This window comes from Xanthomonas sp. NCPPB 3200 (assembly GCF_056393585.1).
Genome location: NZ_CM150785.1, coordinates 2,388,959 through 2,411,495, shown reverse-complemented (window position 1 = coordinate 2,411,495; position 22,537 = coordinate 2,388,959). Strand labels below are relative to the sequence as shown.

The 22,537-nt window shown below is 65.4% G+C and carries 20 protein-coding genes; 4 read left to right on the top strand and 16 right to left on the bottom strand.

Annotated elements, in window-relative coordinates:
• Positions 1-244 precede the first annotated feature (244 nt).
• A complete protein-coding gene (locus tag AC06DU_RS10520) occupies positions 245-2,056 on the top strand; it encodes an EAL domain-containing protein (protein ID WP_160954730.1) in 1,812 nt (603 codons plus the stop codon).
• Between the two features lie 123 nt (positions 2,057-2,179).
• Here AC06DU_RS10520 and AC06DU_RS10515 read toward each other — a convergent pair whose 3' ends face one another.
• From AC06DU_RS10515 to AC06DU_RS10470, 10 genes are all read right to left on the bottom strand, one after another.
• Positions 2,180-2,878 carry a DUF1349 domain-containing protein gene (locus AC06DU_RS10515; RefSeq protein WP_024940387.1) on the bottom strand — a complete coding sequence of 233 codons (699 nt, stop codon included), beginning with the start codon at positions 2,876-2,878 and terminating at the stop codon, positions 2,180-2,182.
• A gap of 133 nt (positions 2,879-3,011) precedes the next feature.
• Positions 3,012-3,932 (bottom strand): M14 family metallopeptidase, encoded by a 921-nt coding sequence (locus tag AC06DU_RS10510; RefSeq protein WP_478204328.1) that lies wholly within the window; start codon positions 3,930-3,932, stop codon positions 3,012-3,014.
• Between the two features lie 674 nt (positions 3,933-4,606).
• The gene (locus AC06DU_RS10505) at positions 4,607-4,864 is read right to left on the bottom strand and encodes a KGG domain-containing protein (RefSeq protein WP_024940389.1); all 258 of its coding nucleotides are present in this window, start codon (positions 4,862-4,864) and stop codon (positions 4,607-4,609) included.
• Positions 4,865-5,379: 515 nt separating this feature from the next.
• On the bottom strand, positions 5,380-6,126 hold the full coding sequence (gene cobA / locus AC06DU_RS10500; RefSeq protein WP_181097767.1) for a uroporphyrinogen-III C-methyltransferase: 747 nt from the start codon (positions 6,124-6,126) through the stop codon (positions 5,380-5,382).
• Positions 6,127-6,194: 68 nt separating this feature from the next.
• A complete protein-coding gene (locus tag AC06DU_RS10495) occupies positions 6,195-8,993 on the bottom strand; it encodes a nitrate reductase (RefSeq protein WP_184611987.1) in 2,799 nt (932 codons plus the stop codon).
• On the bottom strand, positions 8,990-9,355 hold the full coding sequence (nirD, locus tag AC06DU_RS10490) for a nitrite reductase small subunit NirD (protein WP_081008620.1): 366 nt from the start codon (positions 9,353-9,355) through the stop codon (positions 8,990-8,992). Before nirD ends, AC06DU_RS10495 begins: the two co-directional genes overlap by 4 nt.
• On the bottom strand, positions 9,352-11,769 hold the full coding sequence (gene nirB / locus AC06DU_RS10485; RefSeq protein ID WP_478204410.1) for a nitrite reductase large subunit NirB: 2,418 nt from the start codon (positions 11,767-11,769) through the stop codon (positions 9,352-9,354). The genes nirD and nirB overlap by 4 nt, the downstream gene beginning before the upstream one ends.
• A 58-nt stretch (positions 11,770-11,827) precedes the next feature.
• Positions 11,828-12,997, bottom strand: coding sequence for a nitrate/nitrite transporter (locus tag AC06DU_RS10480; RefSeq protein WP_181098362.1), 1,170 nt, complete (start codon positions 12,995-12,997; stop codon positions 11,828-11,830).
• Positions 12,998-13,894: 897 nt separating this feature from the next.
• A complete protein-coding gene (locus AC06DU_RS10475; RefSeq protein ID WP_478204327.1) occupies positions 13,895-14,965 on the bottom strand; it encodes a CmpA/NrtA family ABC transporter substrate-binding protein in 1,071 nt (356 codons plus the stop codon).
• A gap of 4 nt (positions 14,966-14,969) precedes the next feature.
• Positions 14,970-15,542, bottom strand: coding sequence for an ANTAR domain-containing response regulator (locus tag AC06DU_RS10470; RefSeq protein WP_024940396.1), 573 nt, complete (start codon positions 15,540-15,542; stop codon positions 14,970-14,972).
• 82 nt (positions 15,543-15,624) lie between these two features.
• Here AC06DU_RS10470 and AC06DU_RS10465 point away from each other — a divergent pair, with 82 nt between their 5' ends.
• Positions 15,625-16,623 (top strand): NAD(P)-dependent oxidoreductase, encoded by a 999-nt coding sequence (locus AC06DU_RS10465; RefSeq protein WP_184380365.1) that lies wholly within the window; start codon positions 15,625-15,627, stop codon positions 16,621-16,623.
• A 27-nt stretch (positions 16,624-16,650) separates the two neighbouring features.
• Here the strand turns inward: AC06DU_RS10465 and AC06DU_RS10460 are convergent, their stop codons facing one another.
• The 3 genes from AC06DU_RS10460 to AC06DU_RS10450 are packed head-to-tail and all read right to left on the bottom strand — an operon-like array spanning position 16,651 to position 18,866.
• The gene (locus tag AC06DU_RS10460) at positions 16,651-17,013 is read right to left on the bottom strand and encodes a hypothetical protein (RefSeq protein WP_104568442.1); all 363 of its coding nucleotides are present in this window, start codon (positions 17,011-17,013) and stop codon (positions 16,651-16,653) included.
• Positions 16,997-17,566 (bottom strand): molybdenum cofactor guanylyltransferase, encoded by a 570-nt coding sequence (locus tag AC06DU_RS10455; RefSeq protein WP_435004103.1) that lies wholly within the window; start codon positions 17,564-17,566, stop codon positions 16,997-16,999. The genes AC06DU_RS10460 and AC06DU_RS10455 overlap by 17 nt, the downstream gene beginning before the upstream one ends.
• 46 nt (positions 17,567-17,612) lie before the next feature.
• Positions 17,613-18,866 (bottom strand): molybdopterin molybdotransferase MoeA, encoded by a 1,254-nt coding sequence (locus AC06DU_RS10450; protein ID WP_184614507.1) that lies wholly within the window; start codon positions 18,864-18,866, stop codon positions 17,613-17,615.
• 211 nt (positions 18,867-19,077) lie between these two features.
• On the opposite strand from AC06DU_RS10450, the gene AC06DU_RS10445 reads away from it, so the two are divergent.
• Positions 19,078-19,365, top strand: coding sequence for a PQ-loop repeat-containing protein (locus tag AC06DU_RS10445; RefSeq protein ID WP_184380360.1), 288 nt, complete (start codon positions 19,078-19,080; stop codon positions 19,363-19,365).
• Positions 19,366-19,375: 10 nt separating this feature from the next.
• On the opposite strand, the gene xth is transcribed toward AC06DU_RS10445, so the two are convergent.
• Complete coding sequence (gene xth / locus AC06DU_RS10440; RefSeq protein WP_478204326.1) at positions 19,376-20,368, bottom strand: exodeoxyribonuclease III; 993 nt, start codon at positions 20,366-20,368, stop codon at positions 19,376-19,378.
• 161 nt (positions 20,369-20,529) lie between these two features.
• On the opposite strand from xth, the gene AC06DU_RS10435 reads away from it, so the two are divergent.
• Positions 20,530-21,282, top strand: coding sequence for an OBAP family protein (locus AC06DU_RS10435; RefSeq protein ID WP_478204324.1), 753 nt, complete (start codon positions 20,530-20,532; stop codon positions 21,280-21,282).
• An 89-nt stretch (positions 21,283-21,371) separates the two neighbouring features.
• Here AC06DU_RS10435 and AC06DU_RS10430 read toward each other — a convergent pair whose 3' ends face one another.
• Together AC06DU_RS10430 and AC06DU_RS10425 are read right to left on the bottom strand one after the other, a co-directional pair.
• On the bottom strand, positions 21,372-21,797 hold the full coding sequence (locus AC06DU_RS10430; protein ID WP_478204323.1) for a hypothetical protein: 426 nt from the start codon (positions 21,795-21,797) through the stop codon (positions 21,372-21,374).
• Positions 21,798-21,845: 48 nt separating this feature from the next.
• Positions 21,846-22,424 (bottom strand): DUF4142 domain-containing protein, encoded by a 579-nt coding sequence (locus AC06DU_RS10425; RefSeq protein WP_478204321.1) that lies wholly within the window; start codon positions 22,422-22,424, stop codon positions 21,846-21,848.
• Positions 22,425-22,537: the final 113 nt, after the last annotated feature.

Below are 22,537 nucleotides of genomic sequence, written 5' to 3'. Positions count from 1 at the left end.
ATCGATGCAGTGCCGTCATTTGATTTAATGAGCCCGCTTTTACCATTAAGACCACCACCAACTGTCGACGCCGTTCATTGATTGCGGTATTTGTGTGCGGCCACTCCACCTGTCCAGTTTATTGTCGCGCTCGATAGCCTGCGATGGAGTTTATTGAAGAGGCCGGCTTATTCGAAAAGGTTTTAGTGCCCGATGATCGTCACCTGTCAACGACCTCGGTTTGTTTGTAGTAGCCAGGCAGTGTGTGATCTTCAACACGGAAACTGACGACATGACGCTCGCTTTGGACAGCAAACGGCAGCAACAGCAGTTCGACTGGTCGGGCGTGCCGATCGACCTGGGGGGCATGGAGCCGCTCGATCAGATCGCGCGTCTGCTGTGCCATGCCCTGGTTGCGCCTGCGGCCGCACTGACCATCGTCGAGGGCGGCCGCGTGCGCGTGCTGGCGGCGCGCGGCATCAGTGCCGCCCATGTCGAGCAGGCCATTGAATTGTGCCGGCATGCGTCTGCGGCGCCCAATGGCGTCACGGAACTGATCGAACCTGCCGCCCTTGCCCCGATCCAACTGGGCGACGCCGCCTTCCCGGGCTTGCCGGCGCGCTTTATTGCCTGCGTCCCGGTCGGTGCACCGCAGACCGGCGTCTCCGGCACCTTGTGCGTGATCGATACGCGCGAGCGTCGCCTGGCCAGCCAGGAACACCAACAGCTGCTGATGTTCGCCAATGTGGCCGCGGCGCAACTGGAACTGCAGTTCGGCGCCGGGCGGCGCGAACCGCACAGCGGCCTGCTCAATGCACGCCAGTTGCAGTCGGACCTGGATGCCCTCGCCTTCGGCAGCCACTGCGTACCGACCATCGCTGCCTTCATCGAGGTCTACGACACCCAGGCAGCCAATGAAGCACGTCAGGCACTGGGCATGCAGCCGCTGGAAGAACTGGTGCGCCACGCCAGCTATGTACTGACGCGCGCGCTGCGCGGCAAGGCCACCGTCTATCACGTGGCACCGATGCGCTTTGCGTTTTTTCTGTTGAATTCCGCGCCAGACGAGATGGAAGACCTGTTGCTCGATCTGCGCGACATGCTGCATGCGCCGATGGACGCAGCCGGCATCCCGATGTCGTTGACCTTTCACGCTGGCGTCGTGCGCTTTGCACCGCAACAACCGGACACCAACGACGTCATGCGCAAGGGGCTGGTGGCGCTGGGCGATGCGATCAGCAATCACGCCATCGTATGCTGGTATAGCGCTTCGCACGACGACGCGATCCAGCGTTCGTACCGGTTGGCACTGGATGCCGAAAAGGCGCTGGAAGCAGGCGATTTCCGGCTGGTGTTCCAGCCACGGATCAACCTTGAAGACTTGTCGGTGACCGGCTTCGAGGCACTATTGCGCTGGCGGCATGCCAGCCTCGGCCCGATCGGTCCGGACGAATTCATCCCCTTGTTCGAAAAGACCGCCTTGATGTGCACCGTCACCAATTGGGTGATCGAAAACGCATTGGTGCAGTTGGCCAGCTGGCGTGCGCAGGGGCTGGACTTCTCCATGTCGATCAATCTGTCTTCGCGCGATTTTGGCAACCGCAATCTCGCCGCAGACGTCATCCATCGCTGCAGGGAGCTGGCCATCCCCACCCAGCGCATCGAGCTGGAGATCACCGAGGGCCGCTGGCTGCGCAGCAATGTGGAGGCCGTACCACGGCTGCGCGCCCTGCGTGACGCCGGAGTCAATGTCGCCATCGACGACTTCGGCACCGGCTACAGCAACTTCGGCTACCTCACCGAGCTGCCGGTCAACGTGCTCAAGCTCGATCGCTCGCTGGTGACCGGCATCGCCACCAAGACCGGCATGCAGCTGCGCGCCGAGGCGGTGGTACGCCTGGCCAGCGCGCTGGGATATCGCACCGTTGCAGAAGGCATCGAACACGCCGACGAAATCGCGCTGCTGCGCAGTTGGGGATGCGATGAAGCGCAGGGCTATCTGCTTGCCCGGCCGATGGAGGCGGAGCTGGTGGCAGCCTATGTGGCAAGCGCGGTGGCAGAACAGCGCTTGCCGTGATTCGAGCTGCCCGCGTGCAGTCGGCGCGTGCATCGTCCTTGATCGACCCACACGACGCCGCCCTCGCCTCCTGCAGTGATGTGCGTGGCAACGCAGCGCGCACGCTGCGTTGCCACACGGCCATCAACTCAGATCGTGCAAGTCCTTGCCCAGCGGCGGACCTAGCGTCCAGTCGGAAAAACGCACCTTCAGCCCGGCACGCTCCGGCGTGCAGCACATCGGCCCGACCTGGTACGTATCGGCAACAGGAAACGGGCAAAGCCGCACCAGCGGCCAGGTCCGGCCATCGGCCGACACCTGCAGGCGCAGAACGCCGTCGGCAACGGTGGCGCGTATCCAGAAGTCCTTGGGGTCGGCCTCGTAAGGGCCGGTCGCCCAGTCCGAGACCGGGTTGGTCAACACGCTACTGAGCATCGCGCGGCCATCGCTCAGTTCAATACCCGCCTTGACCCAATGCTGCTCGTCCACACGCACCATGATGCCGGCCTGATCGTAGAGCGACTCGTACTGCGCGCGCACCCGCAACTGCGCAGTGAAGCGCGCTGCGGCGGTGATACCGAAAAAATGCCCGCTATCGCGCGTGAACCCGTAATGCGTCTTGCGCCAGAAGTCGGTGGCCTTGTCGGTAACCACGTCCAAGGTGCCGCCGCTGATTGCGACGGTCCGTGGCCGATTGAGCCAGCTGCCGTCCTGCCACTGCGTGTCCTGCGCCATCGTGTTCTCCGTCTTGGGTTGCCTGGCAAGCACGCCGCCGCTGATGGCCATTCCCATCGCGCCGCCCAGCAGGCGTCTGCGTGCACCGTCTATCGCATCGTGAGTCATTCGGGGTCGTCCATGCGCTTGAAGAACTGCATAGTCTAGCCGTGCGGTGGCTCAGGGCATGCATGCGTGGGCCGTGCTGCAGATGGCTGGCATCGCCGCGACGCCAGCGTCGATCTGGCGCCAGCCCATGCTGTCAGCGCTGGGCGAGCGCGTAGTCCAGCGCCGCGCAGATCGCAGCCACCTGCGCGGCGTTGCACTGCGCGGGCGTTGCGCGCGGGCTGTCCGGATATACCTCGGTGGTGGTGCGATAGCGCGCGTCGGTGACGCCCGCGCACAGGCCAAGACGCCGCACCGGGTAGTTGATGACGCCAGGAGCGACCACCGCTGCGCCGATGATCCGGCCGTTCGCATCGGCAGGTGCGATATGGGTGACCTCGGCGACGGCGGCAACGATGGCCTGCTGAAACTGCGGTTGCGGATCTTCGCTATCGCCCACCAGGTAAAACCCATCCGGAATGCTGCCGGGCACGAAGTCGACGCCATCACGCGCCGCCAGGGCCGGACGAAATTCGCTTTCGTCGCTGTCGGTGGTTTCGTGCAGATCGATATGCACCAGCATCTGGCCGGCCACTGGGGCGACCAGCTGCATCAATGCCGCCGACTCGGCGGCCGGGCTGTCCTGGCGAAACGCGCGATTGGGGTCGATGGCATCGGCATTCCAGCGCTGGATCCGCTCGTAGCCCCATGGATTGACGCAAGGCACCACCAGCAGATTGAGCTTGCCTGCATAGGCCGCCGCGCGTTGCTGCAGAAACTGCAGCGCGCCCTGCACGCCGCTGGTTTCATAGCCATGCACGCCACCGGTCACCAGCGCGCAGGGCAAAGCGGCGTCCCACGCCACGCTGCGCAGCGCGATCAACGGGTATTGCTCGGATGCCGCCGGGATCGTTCCGTAATGCACGCGCTCATAACTGGCATCCAGTGCATCGATCACTTGCACCACATCGTCAGCATGACTGCGCTGACGCAGCTGGCGTGCGCGCCATGCAGCGCGCTCTGCCTCGCCCCAGGGCTGCCGTGGTGTGCCGATCGGATACGCCATGCGCTGTGTCATTACCGGTGCCGTCCAATGAAAGACGGCCAGCGTAAGCGCTCCGAGCATGGCGGTCCATTCGACGACGAACCCGATGATGGCAACCGCCCGTAAGGTCGAGTCCGGTTAGGGCCGACTTTGCGAGTGTGCGCGTCGACAAGTCCCGCGACAACGGGCGCGTCACCTTCGGCAGGCGCAATGTCGTGACGAAGCGGTCGTTGGCTTGACGCTGCGTGTGCGCTGACACGGCTGCAATGCTTGTCGGTCGCAAGGGCCAACGCAGACGCGCTGCCATGCAGTGGCATCCCGAGCCTTCCATCAACCCTCAGGGAGCCAGCCCGGGCCGCCGATCAGGAAAATTCTGCAATGGATGCAAATCCTGCAGTCGCCTGGGTGAGCGCGCCGGGGAATGGGCAGATATTTCCCTGCAATCGATCGCGTGCGCGCGAGGACGAGTGAAAAAACTTCCCAGGGCCTGACGATGCATTGCACATCAACCTCTGCGTCACAGCTTGGCCGAGCAAGGCAAGACGCAAATGCTTCAAAGAACACACACAACTGCAATCGATTGTTCAGGCCGATCTGCTGACGCGGCGGAGGTGTCCGCAAAAACGCCGCAGGCCCTGCACGTGACGTGCAGGGCCTGCGGTCCGCTGCAGCGAGAACGGCGCGCCGGATGCGCGCCGCACGCTCGCCTAGACGGCCTCTTCCTGAGGTTTGGCTTGCTTGGAACGCCCACCCTTGCTGCCGATCCGCGACATATGATCGCGATCGCGGCTCACGGCCTGGCCGCCCTTGCGGCCAGCTTCGCGTGCCTCGTCGCTGGTAAATTCGTGTGCGTTCCCGCTGGCATGTGCTGCCTTGCCGCCGCTGCTCGCCAACACGCGGCGCTTTTCAGGATCCAATGCGGCAAAACCGCGCCGGCTACGAGTACTGCTTTGTCCGTCTTCCACTGTGCCTCCTCTCGATGCGTCGATCACGCCACTGGTAGGAGGGGTAACGCAACTATCGTGCCAAGCCGTGCAGCCATGCGAGACGGCGCCAAGCGCCACAATGCAGGAAAAAACAGCTGCGCTCGCTGTGCAAATCTTGCACTCCTGCCACGCGCCGCAAGAGGGTCCGCGTTTTATCCATCGGTAGCGCTACCAATGCGGCCATAACGGCGAACTGACTTTGCAGCCGTCGCCGCTCCACCGGGCATGCAGCATGGGTCTGATCGATCACTGTCCTGCCCTGTCCACTGCTGTCCAATGCGCCAGAAAACCGGAACCGGGAGCGGCAAGCGATGCGGCTACATGCTGCGCACTGCTCACCGCAGGCCGGCCTTGCTCGGTGTGACCTCTCGCCTGTAGCGCGTGCGCATCACGTAGCGACACCCGCGCGGGCGTGCTTCGCACACCGCGTTGCCCGTTGAGACGCGCCGACGATGGTGCGCGGATCGCCGCACGCGGCGCTCAGCAGATCGCGCTCATCCCGCTGCCTGCTCCAGCGCCATGCCGAAGCGGTCGTCGCACTGCGCTGCCGCCTCGGACAAGGCAGCGCCCACCAGCAGCAAGGTCGGCAAGCCCGGCAGCATGCCGGCGGCGGTAAGTCCCAGCTCGCCCAGGGTGGTCAGCCGGCGTTGCTGCTCGGGCCGGGTGGCGGCCTGCACGATGGCCGCCGGCGTGCTGGCCGGCAGATGCGCCAGCAACGCGGTAGCCAAGGCATCGGCACGCCGCAGGCCCATGTAGATGCCCAGCGTGGTGCCGCTGGCGGCCAGTGCGCCCCAATTCGGCTCGCCGTGATCGTGCGTATGCGCGGTGACGAAGGTGATGCCGTGGCAATGGCTGCGATGGGTCAGCGACACTTCCAGTGCGGATGCGGCGGCGAATGCGGCACTGACGCCGTTGATGATCTGCACGCCCACACCGGCGCGGCGCAGGAAGCTGATCTCCTCGCCCGCGCGCCCGAACAGCAGCGCCTCGCCGCCTTTGACGCGCACCACGCGCAAGCCCTGCACGGCGTAGCGCCGCATCAGCCGGCAGATGAAGTCCTGCGGCGTCGAGCGGCAGCCACCGCGCTTGCCGACCCGGATCACCCGCGCCTGCGGTGCGAGTTCGACGATCTGCGGGTTGGCCAGATCGTCCAGCAGAAGCACCTGCGCGGCAGCCAGCGCCTTGACCGCCTTGATGGTGAGCAGATCCAGATCGCCGGGGCCGGCGGACAACAACACCACATCACGCGCGCAGGACGGAATGACTGACATGAGCAGGTCTCGCAATATGTGGAGGTCGGGACAGGCACTCAGGCGTGTCGGGGTTGCCGGCACAGCCGGGTGAGTTGCGGAACACAGGAGCCGCAGACCGTGCCGCAGCCCAGGCGTTGCTTGAGCTGGTGCAGGTCGGCGCCGTCGTCGATGGCGGCATGGATCGCAGCAGTCGACACCTGCATGCAGCTGCAGACGATCGGGTCGCTGGGCGCGCCCAGCGTCTGCGCAAACACCGCCAGCCGCGGGCCGCGCCAGGGCCGGCCTGCCAATGCGCTGCGCAGCAACGCCTGATTGGCCTCGCTGGGCTGCGCCGCGCTGAGCAGCAGGCCGTCGATATGGCTGTGGCCGTCCTGCACGCGCCAGCCCACACGACGCAGCAGCCCGCGGCGCAGGTCGCGGTACTCCAGCACGTCTGCGCCGGCCGGCAACTGCAATGCGGCGATCAGGCGATCGAGCCAATGCGCATCCGGCGCGCGTTCGCAGGCCGCATGCAGGACCGCCCAGTGCCCGCCGGCCTCGGCCAGCGGCTCGGCATGCAGCCGCAGCGATGCATAGCCGCAATCGCGCAACAGCGGCTGCAGTGCCTGTTGCAAGGCCAACGCATCGCCGCGCCGGGCAGCGAGCAGATGCCAGCCGAACACCGCCTTCTCCACCCGCACCGCCGCATGCTTGAGCTCGGGCTGCTGCGAGCGCGCATCCACCGCCGGGCTGCTCACTTGGTTGATGCCGCCGCTGGACAGGTGCTGCCCGCTCCAATGCATCGCGGCGAACACGCTGCCCGAGCGCAGTTCGTCGGACAGTTCCAGCGGCAGCACCAGCGCACCGCGCTTGCTGGCGATCTGCACCAGCTCGCCGGCGACCAGGCCGCGCCGCGCTGCGTCGTCCGGATGCATGCGCAACGCGGGTTCGGGGCTATGCGCAAACGCTGCCGGCACGCGTCCGCTGCGCGACATGCCATGCCATTGATCGCGCAGGCGGCCGGTCAGCAAGCGCATCGGAAAGCGGGCCGAAGTCGGCTCGGCCACCTTGCGATACGGCGTGGCGTGGAAGCGCGCGCGCCCGTTGCCGGTGGCGAACACGCCATCGGTATAGCGCCGCGCCTGCCCGTGTGCGGCACCGGCAGGGAACGGCCACTGCTGCGGCGCGTCATCCAGCAGCGGGTAATCCAGCCCGCCGATGTCCAGATCGCGCCCCACCGTCAACGCGCGATGCTCGTCGAAGATCTGCGCGGTGCTGTCGAACCCGAACAGCCCTGCATCGCTGGCAGGTGCCAGACGCGCTTCGAGCCGGCGTGCGACTTCGCGGGCGATCCACCAGTCCGCGCGCGCCTGGCCCGGCGCGTCCACCGCCTTGCGCACGCGGGTGATACGGCGCTCGGAGTTGGTCACGGTGCCGTCCTTCTCGCCCCAGCTGGCGGCCGGTAACAGCACGTCGGCGTACGGCACGGTGTCGGTGCCGGAAAACGCGTCCTGCACGATCACCAGTTCGGCCTGTTCCAGTGCGGCGCGAATGCCCTCCACCTCCGGCATTGAATGCACGGGGTTGGTGCAGACGATCCACACCGCCTTCAACGTGCCCGCACGCAGACGCTCGAACAACTGCACGGCCGGTGTACCGGCCGTGGCACTCAGACGGCCGGCGGGCAACTGCCACAGACGTTCCAGTTCCGCACGATCGTCGGCATTGCCGATCTCGCGATGCGCCGCCAGCATCGTTGCCATGCCGCCGACCTCGCGCCCGCCCATCGCATTGGGCTGGCCGGTCAGCGAGAACGGCCCTGCGCCCGGCTTGCCGATCTGCCCCGTCGCCAGATGCAGATTGATCAGGGCCAGATTCTTGTCGGTGCCCTGCGCGGACTGGTTCAGGCCCATGCAGTACAGCGACAATGCCGCCGGGCTGCGTCCAAACCACTCGGCCGCCTGCACCAGGTCCTCGTGCGAGATACCGCAGATCTCGGCGCTCATGCGCGGGGTGTACTCGCGCAGCATGTGCTTGAGGGCGTCGAAATCCTCGGTGTGCGCCGCAACGAAACGCGCATCCACCAGACCCTCCCAGATCAGGTGGTGCAGCATGCCGTTGAACAGGGCGACGTCGGTCCCGGGTTCGATCGCCAGGTGCAGGTCGGCCATGACCGCGGTGTCGGTGCGACGCGGATCGATCACGATCCAGCGAATGGCGGGATTTTTCGCCCGCGCCTCTTCCAGCCGGCGAAACAGCACCGGATGCGCATACGCCATGTTGCTGCCGGCAAACAGTACCGTCTGTGCCAGCTCCAGATCCTCGTAACAGGTGGGCGGGCCATCGGCGCCCAGCGCCAGCTTGTAGGCGGTAACCGCGCTGGACATGCACAGGCGCGAGTTGGTGTCGATGTTGTTGGTGCCCAGCAGGCCCTTGGCGAGCTTGTTGAAGACGTAATAGTCCTCGGTCAGCAGCTGTCCCGAGAGATAGAACGCCACCGCGTCCGCGCCGTGCTCCTCGACGATCGCCGCCAGCTTGCCGGTGACGTGATCGAGCGCCTGATCCCAGCTCACCGCCGCCCGCGGTGCCTGCCGATGACGACGCAGCTCCGGCGCGAGCACGCGCCCCTGCGTACTGGCGGCGGTCTGCGGCAAGGCCAGGCCCTTGCTGCACAACCGGCCATGATTGGCCGGATGCAGCGGGTCGCCTTCGATGCCGACGATGCGTTCGCCATGCGTGTCGTGCTCGCTGTGGATCAGCACCCCGCAGCCCACCCCGCAGTAGCAGCAGGTCGACCGGGTGATGCGATGCATCGGCGCAGACGTCTGCGGCTGTACCGCCGCAGCGATCAAAGGTAGCTGCTGGCCGTCGCTCATGCGGCCGGCTCGGCGACTGCATCCGGCAGCGATACCGGCTGCAACACGATCCATACCGCATCGGCTTCGACCTTGACCGGGTAACGCGGCGCGCAGCCCACATCCGGTGCGCAGGCCTGGCCGCTCTGCAAGGCGATCGCCCAGCCATGCAACGGGCAGGTCACCGTGTCGCCGGCCACGATGCCCTGCGACAACGGCCCGCCCTTGTGCGGGCAACGGTCGCGCAACGCAAACACCTGATCGCTGGCGGTGCGGAACAAGGCGATCGGTGCAATGCCCTCGATCTCGAGTACGCGCGCACCCAATGCAGGCAGCTCCTGCAGCGCACACACGCGAATCCACGCGGTCTGCTGCATGCTCATTCCTCCACCGTTGCGGCCGGCGCGGCGATGCGCAAGGGTTGGTACTCCTGCTTCCGTTCGCCGGCGATACGCGCCTTCCACGGGTCGACCAGGCCTTCCAGCGAGTACAGCAGGCGTTCGTACAAGGCACGCCGGTTGGCCGCGTTATCCACCACTTGTGCGCGGATGTAATCCAGCCCCACCCGTGCGATGTAGTGCACGGTGCGATCCAGGTAATACGCCTGCTCTCGATACAGCTGCAGAAACGCACCGGTGTATTCGCGCACTTCCTCGGTGGTGCTCACCTTGACCAGGAAGCGGGCGACCTCGGTCTTGATGCCGCCATTACCGCCCACATGCAGCTCCCACCCCGAATCCACCGCAATGATGCCCACGTCCTTGATGCCGGATTCGGCGCAATTGCGCGGGCAGCCGGACACCGCCAGCTTGACCTTATGCGGGCTCCACATATTGGCCAGCATGGTTTCCAGGTCGATGCCCATCTGCGTGCTGTTCTGGGTTCCGAAGCGGCAGAACTCGCTGCCCACGCAGGTCTTCACCGTGCGGATCGACTTGCCGTACGCATGCCCGGACTGCATGCCCAGATCGCGCCAGACATCGACCAGATCTTCCTTCTTGACCCCGAGCAGGTCGATGCGCTGGCCACCGGTCACCTTGACCATCGGCACCGCGTATTTGTCGGCGACATCGGCAATGCGGCGCAGCTCGCCGGCATTGGTCACCCCGCCCTTCATCTGCGGAATCACCGAGAAGGTACCGTCCTTCTGGATGTTGGCGTGCGCACGCTCGTTGATGAAACGCGATTGCGGATCGTCGATGGCCTCATGCGGCCAGCTCGACAACATGTAGTAGTTGATCGCCGGCCGGCAGGTGGCGCAGCCGTTGGGCGTGCGCCATTCCATGAAGGCATAGGCCTGCGCATGGGTCAGCAGCTTGTGTTCGGCAATGGCGCGCCGCACATCGCCATGGCTCAGATCGGTGCAGGCGCAGACCGCCTTGGTTTTCGGTGTTTCCTGGAAGTTGGAGCCCAGGCAGTTCATCAGGATCTGCTCGACCAGGCCGGTACATGACCCGCAGGAACTGGCGGCCTTGGTGTGCTTCTTCACCTCGTCGACGGTGAACAACCCCTGCTCGCTGATGGCTTTGACGATGGTGCCCTTGCACACGCCGTTGCAGCCGCAGACCTCGTCGCTGTCGGCCATCGCACTGGCGCGATCCTGTCCGCCGGTACCGGCATCGCCCAGCGCGCTTTCGCCGAAGATCAGTTGATCGCGCTGCGCCCGGATCGGCGTGCCGTCCTTGAGCAGCTTGAAGTACCAGCCGCCATCGCTGGTGTCGCCGTACAGGCAGGCGCCGACCAGCACGTCGTCGCGGATCACCAGCTTCTTGTAGACCCCGCCGGCCGGGTCGGACAGCACGATCTCCTCGCAGCCATCGCCGCCCATGAAATCGCCGGCGGAAAACAGATCGATCCCGGTGACCTTGAGCTTGGTCGACGCCACCGAACCGCGATAGATGCCGATACCGAACTGCGCCAGGTGATTCGCGCACACCTTGGCCTGCTCGAACAGCGGCGCGACCAGTCCGTAGGCAATGCCACGATGGTTTGCGCACTCGCCCACTGCGTACACGCGTGGGTCGAAGCTCTGCAGGCTGTCGTTGACCACGATGCCGCGCGCGCAGTGGATGCCGGCTTCTTCGGCCAGCCGCGTATTCGGGCGGATGCCCGCTGCCATCACCACCAGGTCGGCCGGGATCTCGCTGCCATCGGCGAACTTCACGCCAATCACCTCGCCCTGCGCGTTGCCCAGCACTGCACTGGTCGCCGTGCTCAGCCTGAACTCCAGCCCGCGCGCGCGCAGGGCCTGCTGCAGCAGATTGCCGGCTACCGGATCGAGCTGGCGCTCCAGCAACCACCCGGCCAGATGCACCACGGTCACGTCCATCCCGCGCAGCTTCAGGCCATTGGCCGCTTCCAGCCCCAGCAGACCGCCACCGATCACCACCGCGTGCCGCTTGCTGCGCGCGGTCTCGATCATCGTGCGGGTGTCCTGGATATCGCGGTAGCCGATCACGCCCTTCAATTCGTTACCGGGAATCGGCAACACGAACGGCACCGAACCGGTGGCGATCAACAAGCGGTCGTATTCCGCCTCGGTGCCATCGGCGGCGATCACGCGGCGACGTACCCGATCGATGCGGGTGACTTCCTTGTTCAGATGCAAGCAGATGCCGTTGTCCTGATACCACTGCAACGGATTGAGCACGATGTCGTCGAACTCCTGCTCGCCGGCCAACACCGGCGACAGCAGGATGCGGTTGTAGTTGGGATGCGGCTCGGCCCCGAACACGGTGATCTGGTACATGCCCGGCATCAGCTTGAGCAGTTCCTCCACGGTGCGGATGCCGGCCATGCCATTGCCGATGACGACGAGTCTGGGTTGCTTCATTGCCTGGATTCCTGTCGACATGTCAGACCCGCGCCGCGCCGGCGCTGGACCATTCGCTACGCCACTGTGTCTTGACCCCGGCCAGCAGCGCCCAACCACCGAGTGCGAACGCAGCGAACATCCACATGCCCATCGCATAACTGCCGGTGTGCTGCTTGAGCACGCCCAGGCCCGCAGCCAGCGCAAACCCGCCGATGCCGCCGGCCATGCCGATCAAGCCGGTCATCACGCCGATGTCCTGCGCAAACCGCTGCGGCACCAGCTGAAACACCGCGCCATTGCCGGCACCCAGACACAGCAGGGTCAGTACGAACAAGGCCAGCGTCACCATTGCCCCGCCCGCGCCGAAGCCTGCGATGCCCACCAGCGCAGCCACCAGCAGATAGACAGTGAGCAAGGCGCGCGTGCCGCCAATGCGGTCCGCAATCACACCGCCCAACGGACGCATCACCGAACCCGCCAATACGCAGGCAGCCGTCGCCCACCCTGCAGTGCGCGCATCGAAGCCGAACTGGTCGTGGAAGTAGCCCGGCAATGCACTGGCAAACCCGGAAAAACCGCCAAAGGTCACCGAATAGAAAAACATGAAGCGCCACGCGTCGCGGTTGGCCACCAACACGCGGCCATAGTCGGACCAGCGCTTGCGCGCGACCGGTACGGGCGCTTCTTTCGCAATCAGGACGAATACGACCAGCGTCAGCAGCAGCGGAATGCATGCCAGTCCGAACACGTTCTGGTAACCGAACGCCAACGCCAGCATCGGTGCGAACAACGCCGCCAGCACGGTGCCGGAATTGCCCGCTCCGGCAATTCCCATCGCGGTGCCCTGATGCTCGGGCGGGTACCAGCGCGAGGCCAGCGGCAGCGCAACCGCGAACGAAGCGCCGGCAATGCCGAGCAACACGCCCAGCAACAACACCTGCCCCATGCTGTGCACGCCGAACTGCCAGGCACCAAACAACGAAGCGATCACCGCAACTTGTGCGACAACGCCCGCGCGCTTGGCACCGATACGGTCGGCCAGCATGCCCAGCACCAGCCGCAGCACCGCGCCGCACAGGATCGGCACCGCCACCATCAAGGCACGCTGCTGCGTATCGAGCCCCAGCGACTGCGCAATCGGTACCTGCAGCGGACCGAGCAGATACCACACCATGAAGCTCAGGTCGAAATACAGGAAGGATGCGAACAAGGTGGGCGTGTGCCCGGATCGCCAGAACGAGCGCTGCATAGAGACCTCTTCGAATGCGATGGCCAAAAAAAAAACGGCGCCCCTCCGGTAAAACCGGAAGGACGCCGTTGTCCTGGATGCGTGCGGATCGCCGTTGATCCGCTGCATCGTGTTCGTGTTGTGGCAGGTACGCCGTTGCACCTGCACGGAGTCACTACGCAATCAACGTGCCAACTTGCTCACCTGAGCATCACGACGATACAAGTCATTGAAAAATAGCGTTTTGGATGCAGGGCGTCCGATTTCACGACAGCCTACCGACACGCCATTGCAGCTCACCAGTCCCGTCTTTCGTGCAGCCTTGCACCAACAGCGTGCACCCTGTATCGCAGGCTCTGTCGCTTGGCATGACTAACAGCGCCCAACAGAGCTAATACACGGCTGTGCTCGGAAGCCTCATCTAGGCCGCGTGCATACCGATCAAATATCTAGGTCAAAAGCCGTGTTAGTCGAGCGCGCGGTGCCCTCGCCGCCCGCGGGACACGGCGTGAATCCGTCCGTGCAGGCTCGGTGGCAGCATCCATGCCGCCACACGGTCCCGCAATCGGCGAGGACACCGCACCAGAGATTTTGCTGGTTGCTTTGAGAAGAGCTACGCACACCGACCATCTCGACAGGTCCTTGCCCGCCCACCGTCGCGGGACCTTACGCGGCATGGATGCCGCGTAAGAGCCTACAGGGACGTATTTGCGGCGTGTCCTGCCAGGGTGGGCGGGCAAGGACCCTGCAACCAAGCCGCAGACCACATGCCTCGCGCCATTGCCGTCGCCTCGGCTTCTGTCCGCAAGATCCAATGCATCCATTCTCATCCAACCCACCCCAGCCTGACTTACCGCCTGATGCGCTCGGCATCCGGGCTCAGGGCGTATCGAACAACCGATTGCTGCGGTGGTCGTCCTCGGGGGAAACCACGCCCACGCGCGCGGCAGCGCGCCGATAGTTGTCCAGTCGATGGATGTCGCGCAGCCGCGCGATGTCGTCTTCCTGGATGTCATGCCAGCCCCAGCGCTGGAACTGGGTCAGGAACCACTCACCGTCCGACAGCCACGGCATGTTGACCGCGCCATCGCCATGGAAGACCAGCGCTGTCACATCCTTCGCATGTGCCTCGGCTTCGGCATCGGCATCCAGGCAAGCGGCCAGATGCGCGGCCGATACCCCGATATGCTGCGGCTCGGCCAGCCATTGCGCACACTGCGCCCGATTTGCCGGGTCCGCATCCAGCCAGCGACAGGCATCCAGTACGCAGGCGGTCAGGCGTTCGGTCAACTCGGGTTGCAGCGCGGCGAATTCGCGTCGGCAGGCCAACACCTTTTCCGGATGGCCAGCCCACAGCTCGCCACTGCGGATCACGCGGCGACCGCTGCCCTGCGCCTGCGCAACCGCAGCCCATGGCTCGCCGGAGCAATAGCCGTCGACCAGGCCACTGGCCAGGGCGTCCGGCATCTGCGGTGGCGGGATGCTGAGCACCTCTACGTCGCGCATCGGATCCACGCCGCGCGCGGCCAGCCAGTAGTAGAGCCACAGCGCATGCGTGCCGGTCGGGAAGGTCTGCGCAAACACGGCGCGGCGGCCCAGGCTGGCCAGCGCCTGCGGCAAGTTCTGCCCCTCTTCCAGGGCCTGCGCAAGCGCAGGCGCCAGCGTGATCGCCTGGCCGTTATAATTGAGCGTCATCAACAGCGCCATCGGGCATTGCGGCCCGGCAATGCCTAGGTCGATCGCATACACCAGGCTGGCCAGCGCATGTGCCGCATCGACCTCGCCGGCCAGCAGACGGTCGCGCACGCCGGCCCAGGAGGCCTGCCGCTGCAAGTCCAACTGCAGCCCATGGACGCGATCCAGGCCCAGCCGCTGCGCCGCGACCAGGGGCGCGCAATCGATCAGCGGCATGTAGGCCACGCGCAATACGGGGAGGTCGGCTTGGCTCATGTGTTCATCCCAGCAACTCGGCCATGGCCACGATGCGTCGCGCCACTTCGGCCAGTTTGACGCCCTGCTTCATCGCCTGCTGGCGCAGCGCCGCGTAGGCATCGGCCTCGCTCAGGCCGCGTTTTTCCATCAGCAGGCCCTTGGCGCGATCGATCAGCTTGCGGTCCTGCAGCGCCTGCTGCACATCGTCCAGGCGCTTGCGCATGCTGCTCTCCTGTGCAAACCGCGCAAGCGCCACCTGCACGATCGGCGCCAGCCGCGCCGGCGCCAGGCCATCGACCACATAGGCGGTGACGCCGGCGCCGACCGCCGCATGGATCAACGCATCGTCGCCATCGCCGGAAAACATCACCACCGGCCGCGGCGCATGTGCATGCAGCATCGACAGTTGCTCCAGGGTATCGCGCGAGGGCGAGTCGACATCGATCACCACCACATCCGGCTGCTGGCTCTGTACCGCGTGCAGCAATGCACCGACCGAGGCTACATCGTCGAGCACCGTATAACCGGCGCGCGTCAGTGCCTGACGCAGTTCGCCGATCGGCTTTTCGGTATCGTTGACCAGCAAGACACGCATTGGCGGCAGCGAGGCGTGGACGTGGCCTGATGGTGCCATGCAACATGCCGTCGGTGCGAGCCATCCTTTCGGAGTACGTCTGATGCCGTTGTTCCCGCTGTTCGCAAACCTGCAAGCACGCGCCGTGCTGGTCATCGGTGGTGGCGAGGTCGCCACGCGCAAGGTGCTGGCGCTGCTCAAGGCGGGTGCGCAGATCCGCCTGTATGCGCATGCGCTCTCGCCCGAACTGGCGGAACTGATGCAGGCTGGCCGTTTCGAACAACTGGACGGCGAGTTCGATCCCGCCTGGATCGACGACGTGTGGCTGGTGGTCGCCGCCACCGACGATGGCGAGTTGAATCAACGCGTCGCTGCTGCTGCCGGCGCGCGTCAGCGCCTGGTCAATGTGGTGGACGATGCCGAGTTGTCGACCTATCAGGTGCCCGCCATCGTGGATCGCGACCCGCTGGTCATCGCCATTTCCTCCGCCGGTGCCGCACCGATGCTGGCGCGCCGCCTGCGCGAACGGCTGGAACGCGAACTGGATGTTTCGGTCGGCCGCTTCGCCGGCATGTTCGCACGTCACCGCGAGCGCATCCGCAGTCAGTTTCCCGACATGAACCGGCGCCGGCGCTGGTTCGATCGCGTCATCGACGGCGATGTGCCCTTGCTGCTGCAGGCCGGCAACGACGACGCAGCCGAAAGTGCCTTCATCGCGGCGCTGGACGATGCCGGCGCGGTGCCGGCGCGCGGCAGCGTGCAACTGGTCGGCACCGGCCCGGGCGATCCCGGCCTGCTCACCATCAAGGCGCTGCGTGCGATGAATCTGGCCGACGTCCTGCTGATCGGCGACGACATTCCCGATGCGGTACTGGAACTGGCAAGACGCGATGCCGCACGCCGCGCCTTGCCGCAGCAGGCCGACGCCCAACAGCATCTGGTGCTGGAACTGGCCGCAGAAGGCCTGCATGTGGTCGCGTTGCGCATTGGCGCCGGTTACAGCGATGCCGATGCTGCTGCCATCGAAGCGGCGCTGCAGGCGCGCGGCCTGGCCTGCGATCGGGTGCCCGGCATTGCTGCGGGGCTTGAAATCAACGCGTGAGCGCTGCGCATGTGCGTCTAAGGCACGTCAGGCTTTCGGAAAGCGCTTGCGCGCACTGTCGCGCACATCGATATCGAAGGTCACCTGCAACGCCGTCGGTTCGGCATCGCCAGCACCGGCATCGAAGCTGAAGCGCAACCCCTCGCGGCTGGGCAATTGCCGTGCATGCTGTTCCAGCGCATCGCGCGGCACCGACAACTGCCAATGCTCGGCAGTGCAATTGCAGACCGCGTCACCATCGCTCAGGCTGACGCTGTGGCGCAGCAATCGCGCGCCCTGCCCGCTCGGCAAGCGGCTCAGATTCTCGACCGTGCGCCCGGCAAGCAAATCGGCCAATTCGGCTTCGTCGATGCGGAAGCGCAGCTGCTGAGCTTCAATCTGGATTTTCATGAATGAGCTGACTCCACTGCTCGGGCGTATTGCAATTGACGAACGCGGCGCGTTCGCTGGCGGTGACAGCGATGCGATGGCATTGCAGCGCAGCCTGCAGGGCGCGCAGCGAACGTGACGAACCGGGGCCGGCCATCAGCGCAGTGAGCGCCTCACGCACCTCGTAATCCACGTACAGGCGCATCGGCAGCATCTGGTCTTCAAAGGTAACGCAGCGCCGATGCGGTGGCGCCAACAGCCGCTCCAGCAATGACCGGGACAGCAGCGGCATGTCGACCGGCACCACCACCAGTGTCGTTGCATCGGCGAGCCGATTGATCACGCTGGCCAGGCCGCCAAGCGGCCCCAGGTCCGGCTGCGCGTCGGCAATCCCGGCGTAGTCCGGGCGATCGCCGCTGATCACCACATTGTGCGCGCCGGCATCGCGCAGCAACGCCTGCATGTGCTCCAGCAATGGACGTCCGCGCCACTGCAGCAGCGCCTTGTCCTGCCCCATCCGCGAGGAACGGCCGCCGGCCAGCACCACGCCCGTCCATGCAGGCCTCGCGTTCATGCCGCCTGCTCGCCTGCACGGCATCGCACGACGTGCAAGTGCTGGCTCACGGCGCGATCGCCGGTGCAGCCGGCTGCAGATGGCCCAGCCCGAACACCTGCGCTGTCGTACCGGGCGCGGCGCCTTCGTCCTGCGGCTCCAGTACCGCCCACGCATTGGCCTGCAACAACGGCGCCACGCGGAACGACTCCTGCTGGGGCAGGATCTGCACGCAGAGCACTCCGGCAGCGCTGCAGGTCAAACGTGCGCGCAGATGTTGCCGCCACAGCGGTCGTGCCTGCATCGGGGTTTCCAGCGCAACCTGCACGCCGCGCTCGGCCGGCATGCCAAGCAAACCGCGCAGCGCCGGCTCCACGAAAAAGCGCAGCCCGGCAGCACTGGCCATCGGATTGCCCGGCAAACCGACATACAACGCACCGTCTGCGAAGCGCGCCAGCAACACCGGCTTGCCCGGCCGCACTGCAACCTTGTGGAACAGCACCGCCGCGCCATGCCGTGCCAAGGCATCGGGCACGAAATCGTAGCGCCCGCGCGACACCGCACCGGTGCTCAGAATCACCTCGGCGCCCGCATCGCGCGCCTGCGCAAGCGCCAGATCGAAGCCGGCATCGTCATCGCCCACCTGTCCATGCCAGACCAGTTCGGCACCGGCTGCCCGCAGCTGGCTGAGCAGATAGCTGCTGGTGCCATCGCGGATCTGGCCAGGCCGCAACGGCTGCGCCGGATCGCCGATCAACTCGCGGCCGGTCGCAATCAAGGCCACACGCGGACGCCGCACCACCTGCACCCGCGCACAGCCCAGCCCGGCCAACAGCATCAGGTGCGCGGCACGCAGCACGGTGCCGGCCTCGATCACGCGGTCGTGCAAGGCCACATCTTCCCCACGTCGACGAATATGCTGACCGGCGCGGATATCGGCGCGCAGCCGGATGCGGCCCGGCCGCGCGCCATCGTGCGCCAGCACGTCCACCTGTTCGATGGGCACCACTGCATCGGCACCTGTAGGCAAACCGGCACCGGTCATGATTTCCCACGCGCTGCCCGCCGTGATGCCACCTACATCTTCGCCTGCGGCAACGCTGCCACCGATCACATGTTCGCTGCTGGCAATCGCGCCACGGCCGGCCGTGACCAATGCAAATCCATCCATCGCGCTGTTGTCGAACGCCGGCAACTCGGCCGGGCTCGACAACGCCTGCGCAAGCACCCGTCCCTCGGCATCGGCGCTGCTCACCCACTCGCCGGCAAGCACGGCGATCTGCCGATGGACAATCGCAAGTGCGTCGGCGTAGCTGATCATGAGCAAGGCACGGTCGACCGGTGGATGACCTGGCTAGGATACCGGCCCCCGACGCGGCCGGTACAGGCGCAGCGATCGCGGCATCACCGCATCCTGCTGCATGCATGCCCTCGTCTCGACCAGGGCGCACGTCGCTTGAAGCCGCTAGAACGCAGCGCCTACACGGCAGATCGCACAGTGGCACCTGGTTCCCCCACGGTATCTGTGCCGCATGCAACTCGTCGACCTTGTGGGCTGGCTCGCCAGTGCCGTCCTGATTGCCACCTTGATCCGCCAGATCTACAAGCAATGGCGCTCGGATACGGCACAGGGCGTTTCGCGCTGGCTGTTCATCGGCCAGATCAGCGCCTCAGTGCTGTTCATCCTCTACAGCTACCTGGTCGGCAATGCCGTGTTTATCGTCAGCAATGTGTTGATCCTGCTGACCGCCCTCATCGGGCATGTGCTGCACCGGGTCAAGCAGCGTCGGATGGAGCGCCACGCGGGCAGTATTGGCTAGCACTGCCGCGTTACTTGGTGGTTTTCTTCGCCGGCTTGCGCGGCTTGGTGGGTCCGGTTGACTTGCTGGCGGCAGACCGCGTCGCGGCCTTTTTCGCCGCAGTCTTGGGCGTTTTCTTCGTCGTGGACTTGCGTGCCGGGCTTGCCTTTGCCACGGCCCGCTTCCGTGGCCTGGGCACGGCCTTGGCCTGCGTTGCTGGCTCGGCTACCGCTTCGGGCACATGCACGCTGATCCAGGTCGGCGCATGATCGCTGGCCTTTTCCAGCGCACGTACCCACTTGTCCACGCCGGCGTCCTGCAGCCCGGGCGCCAGGGTGCGATTGAGCAGCAAGTGGTCGATGCGCAAGCCGCGATCGTGCGCAAAATGCTGGCGAAAATAATCCCAGAAGGTGTAAATCGGCGTTTCGCCATGCACTGCAAGCAGGCTGTCGGTCCAGCCCTGCTCGAGCAGGGTCTGGTACGCCTGGCGACTCTCCGGCTGCAGCAACGCATCCTTGCGCCAGCCCTTGGGGTCGTAGATGTCGGCGTCGGTCGGCACCACGTTGAAATCGCCGATCAGTGCTACCGGGTGCGGCAGGTCCACCAGCGTCCTGGCGTGCCGGATCAGGCGTTGAAACCACGCCAGCTTGTAGTCGAACTTCGGCCCGGGCTGCGGATTGCCGTTGGGCAGATACAGGCAGGCCACCACCACCCCGTGAATTGCAGCTTCCAGATAACGGCTCTGCGTATCGCCGCGGTCCCACGGCAGCCCACGACGGATTTCGACCGGATCGGCGCCGTGCGCCAGCAATGCCACACCGTTCCACGACTTCTCGCCTTGCCAGATCACGCCATAGCCGGCATCGCGGATCGCCTGTTCCGGAAAGGCGTCCTGCGTGGCTTTCAATTCCTGCAAGCCGACGATGTCCGGTTGCTCGCGCTGTAGCCATTCCAGCAGATGCGGCAGCCGGCTAGTGATGCCATTGACGTTGAATGTCGCGATCTTGCGGGTGGTGGCGGACATGGGTGAGCGACCAGGCATGCGTAGCTACGCAGCATCGCCGCCATGGCATTAAGCAGATGCTCAAGCGAGGTGAAGCTCCGTTGGATATCTGCGCACGCGCTCACGCCTCGCAAACCATCAGCCTCCGTAGGCTGGCCCCACTACTGATTGTTGGAGATCGCATGCGACCGTCCGCGCTCTGGATTGCCCTGCTGTGCGCCGGCTGCTCGCGCAGCCCGCCTTCGGTTACCCCACCGGGCGCGCCTGAAAGCGCCAAGACCAATGTGCTGGAAGCCGGCGCCAGGGTCCTGCAACCGACCGGGCCGGTCGGCAAGCTCGACATCTACCTGGTGGGCTTCCATCCGATGAAAGACGCACCGCATGTACAGATGGAAGCGCATCACTACTGCCATCAGGTCAATGAAGACCTGGCGCAATGCGCGCTCTACGACGGCAATACCGATCAGGCCCACCTCACCGGTATCGAGTACATCATTTCCGAACAACTGTTCGCGCAGTTGCCAGAGCACGAGCGCAACTTCTGGCATCCGCACAATGGCGAAATCCTGTCGGGCCAGCTATCCGCGCCCAACCTGCCGCTGGTTGCGGAGAAAGAACTGATGCGCAGCAAGCTCAACAGCTATGGCAAGACCTGGCACACCTGGCACTCGCGCAACGGCACCGCCGCGGGCGATGCATTGCCGCTGGGCGAGCCGATGCTGGCCTGGTCGTTCAATCGCGATGGCGAGGTGCAGCAACCGCTGATCGATCAGCGCGACAAGCTGGCCACGTTCTCTACGGCGCAACGTCGCGCCAATCGCCAGGACCTGACCCCGCTGGCCAGGCCGCAGCACGGAGTGGATGCCTTGCGGCCGCACTTCGGCAATGCCGAACCGATCCCCGGGGTGGTCGACGCAAGTACCCCATCCGACTGAACCCTCAAAACCTGGCCGCCCGTAGCAACTGCAATCGGGGGGCCAGCATTCGAAGTTCATCGACAAGGTGCGGACGAGCGGACGCGATCTCACACGTCCATACCGTCACGCAGGCGCCGTAACGCCTTGCCCATCCACAGATGCCGGACACGCTGCATGCGCTCGACCGATGGCCCAGCGCGCTCTCGCTCATCTGCACCCTGCAGGCTCAACGTGACACAACTGCCCTCGCATCCAGGCGCAGTCTGCACATGCAGCAACACGCCCAGCTGCAGGCCGCGACCGCCATCAACCTGGTAACGCACCGATTCACCCAGGCGCGCCTCACCACGCTGCAACCCGACAATACCGCGCCGGCACCAGGTGGCCTGCGGCGCCCAGCGCGATGCATGCCCATCGCCAGCGACCAGCTCCGCCACTCCACGCAGGATGCGTCGCTGCACATTGGCATCGCACCACGCATCCAGGATCTGGTGCGGCTCTGCGAGGATGATCAGGCGACGTATCCGCAGCATCGGGTCTTCAACAACGGCAACCGGTATTGCCGGCAAGCCAGGCATGCCTCAGCGCCCAGCACCCCTGCTGCTGGCCTGCAGCGTCTTGGCAGCCGCCAGATGCTCGGCGACATGGCTGCGCGTGGTCTGCAGATGCGCCAGCACCTGTGCCGTCTTGGCCGCAGGAATCAGTTGCTTGTCCAGCGCCGCCAGCGCATCGGTGTGGTCCTTGACCATTGCCGTGACGTAGGCGGCCTCGAAGGCCTTGCCGTCGAGCTTCTGCAACACCGCCAGTTCGGTCTTGCCCTTGCTCATCTGCGCCTTGGCAGCGGCAGCAGACAGGTCCGGCGACCACTTGGCCAGCTTCTGATTGTTGTCGGTATGCTCCTTGACCATCTGCATCGCATAGTCGCGCACGCCACCTTGCACCTGCTTCTGCAGCGCGAGATTGGCCGCACCGATTTCACTGGTGTTGATGGCGCTCAGGGTGCCTAGCGCCTCACGCTCCTTCGCGCTCGGGGAATTAGTGCCCGCCTGTTGCTGGGCAGTGGCGGGCATGCCGGCCTGCGTTGCGTTCTGCGCATGCGCAGCGGCGGTGATGCCTAGACACAGGGTCAGCGCCGCAAACATCGGTTGACGTACTTTCATATGGATCTCCAGCCAGAAGGTGTGCCTTCATGCTGGACCTCGTCGCGTGACCCGATCGTCGTACCGGCGTCGAAAGCTGGAGAGGAAACCGTGCTGCACCGCAGTGCGCTTCA

What these genes read in the sequence shown, in the direction of transcription:
- AC06DU_RS10515 (WP_024940387.1), bottom strand. Translation starts at nt 2,878, where the DNA reads ATGACTCACGATGCGATAGACGGTGCACGCAGACGCCTGCTGGGCGGC.
- AC06DU_RS10510 (WP_478204328.1), bottom strand. Translation starts at nt 3,932, where the DNA reads ATGACACAGCGCATGGCGTATCCGATCGGCACACCACGGCAGCCCTGG.
- AC06DU_RS10495 (WP_184611987.1), bottom strand. Translation starts at nt 8,993, where the DNA reads ATGAGCGACGGCCAGCAGCTACCTTTGATCGCTGCGGCGGTACAGCCG.
- nirD (WP_081008620.1), bottom strand. Translation starts at nt 9,355, where the DNA reads ATGAGCATGCAGCAGACCGCGTGGATTCGCGTGTGTGCGCTGCAGGAG.
- nirB (WP_478204410.1), bottom strand. Translation starts at nt 11,769, where the DNA reads ATGGCCGGCATCCGCACCGTGGAGGAACTGCTCAAGCTGATGCCGGGC.
- AC06DU_RS10475 (WP_478204327.1), bottom strand. Translation starts at nt 14,965, where the DNA reads ATGAGCCAAGCCGACCTCCCCGTATTGCGCGTGGCCTACATGCCGCTG.
- AC06DU_RS10470 (WP_024940396.1), bottom strand. Translation starts at nt 15,542, where the DNA reads ATGCGTGTCTTGCTGGTCAACGATACCGAAAAGCCGATCGGCGAACTG.
- AC06DU_RS10465 (WP_184380365.1), top strand. Translation starts at nt 15,625, where the DNA reads ATGCCGTTGTTCCCGCTGTTCGCAAACCTGCAAGCACGCGCCGTGCTG.
- AC06DU_RS10460 (WP_104568442.1), bottom strand. Translation starts at nt 17,013, where the DNA reads ATGAAAATCCAGATTGAAGCTCAGCAGCTGCGCTTCCGCATCGACGAA.
- AC06DU_RS10455 (WP_435004103.1), bottom strand. Translation starts at nt 17,566, where the DNA reads ATGAACGCGAGGCCTGCATGGACGGGCGTGGTGCTGGCCGGCGGCCGT.
- AC06DU_RS10450 (WP_184614507.1), bottom strand. Translation starts at nt 18,866, where the DNA reads ATGATCAGCTACGCCGACGCACTTGCGATTGTCCATCGGCAGATCGCC.
- AC06DU_RS10445 (WP_184380360.1), top strand. Translation starts at nt 19,078, where the DNA reads ATGCAACTCGTCGACCTTGTGGGCTGGCTCGCCAGTGCCGTCCTGATT.
- xth (WP_478204326.1), bottom strand. Translation starts at nt 20,368, where the DNA reads ATGTCCGCCACCACCCGCAAGATCGCGACATTCAACGTCAATGGCATC.
- AC06DU_RS10435 (WP_478204324.1), top strand. Translation starts at nt 20,530, where the DNA reads ATGCGACCGTCCGCGCTCTGGATTGCCCTGCTGTGCGCCGGCTGCTCG.
- AC06DU_RS10430 (WP_478204323.1), bottom strand. Translation starts at nt 21,797, where the DNA reads ATGCTGCGGATACGTCGCCTGATCATCCTCGCAGAGCCGCACCAGATC.
- AC06DU_RS10425 (WP_478204321.1), bottom strand. Translation starts at nt 22,424, where the DNA reads ATGAAAGTACGTCAACCGATGTTTGCGGCGCTGACCCTGTGTCTAGGC.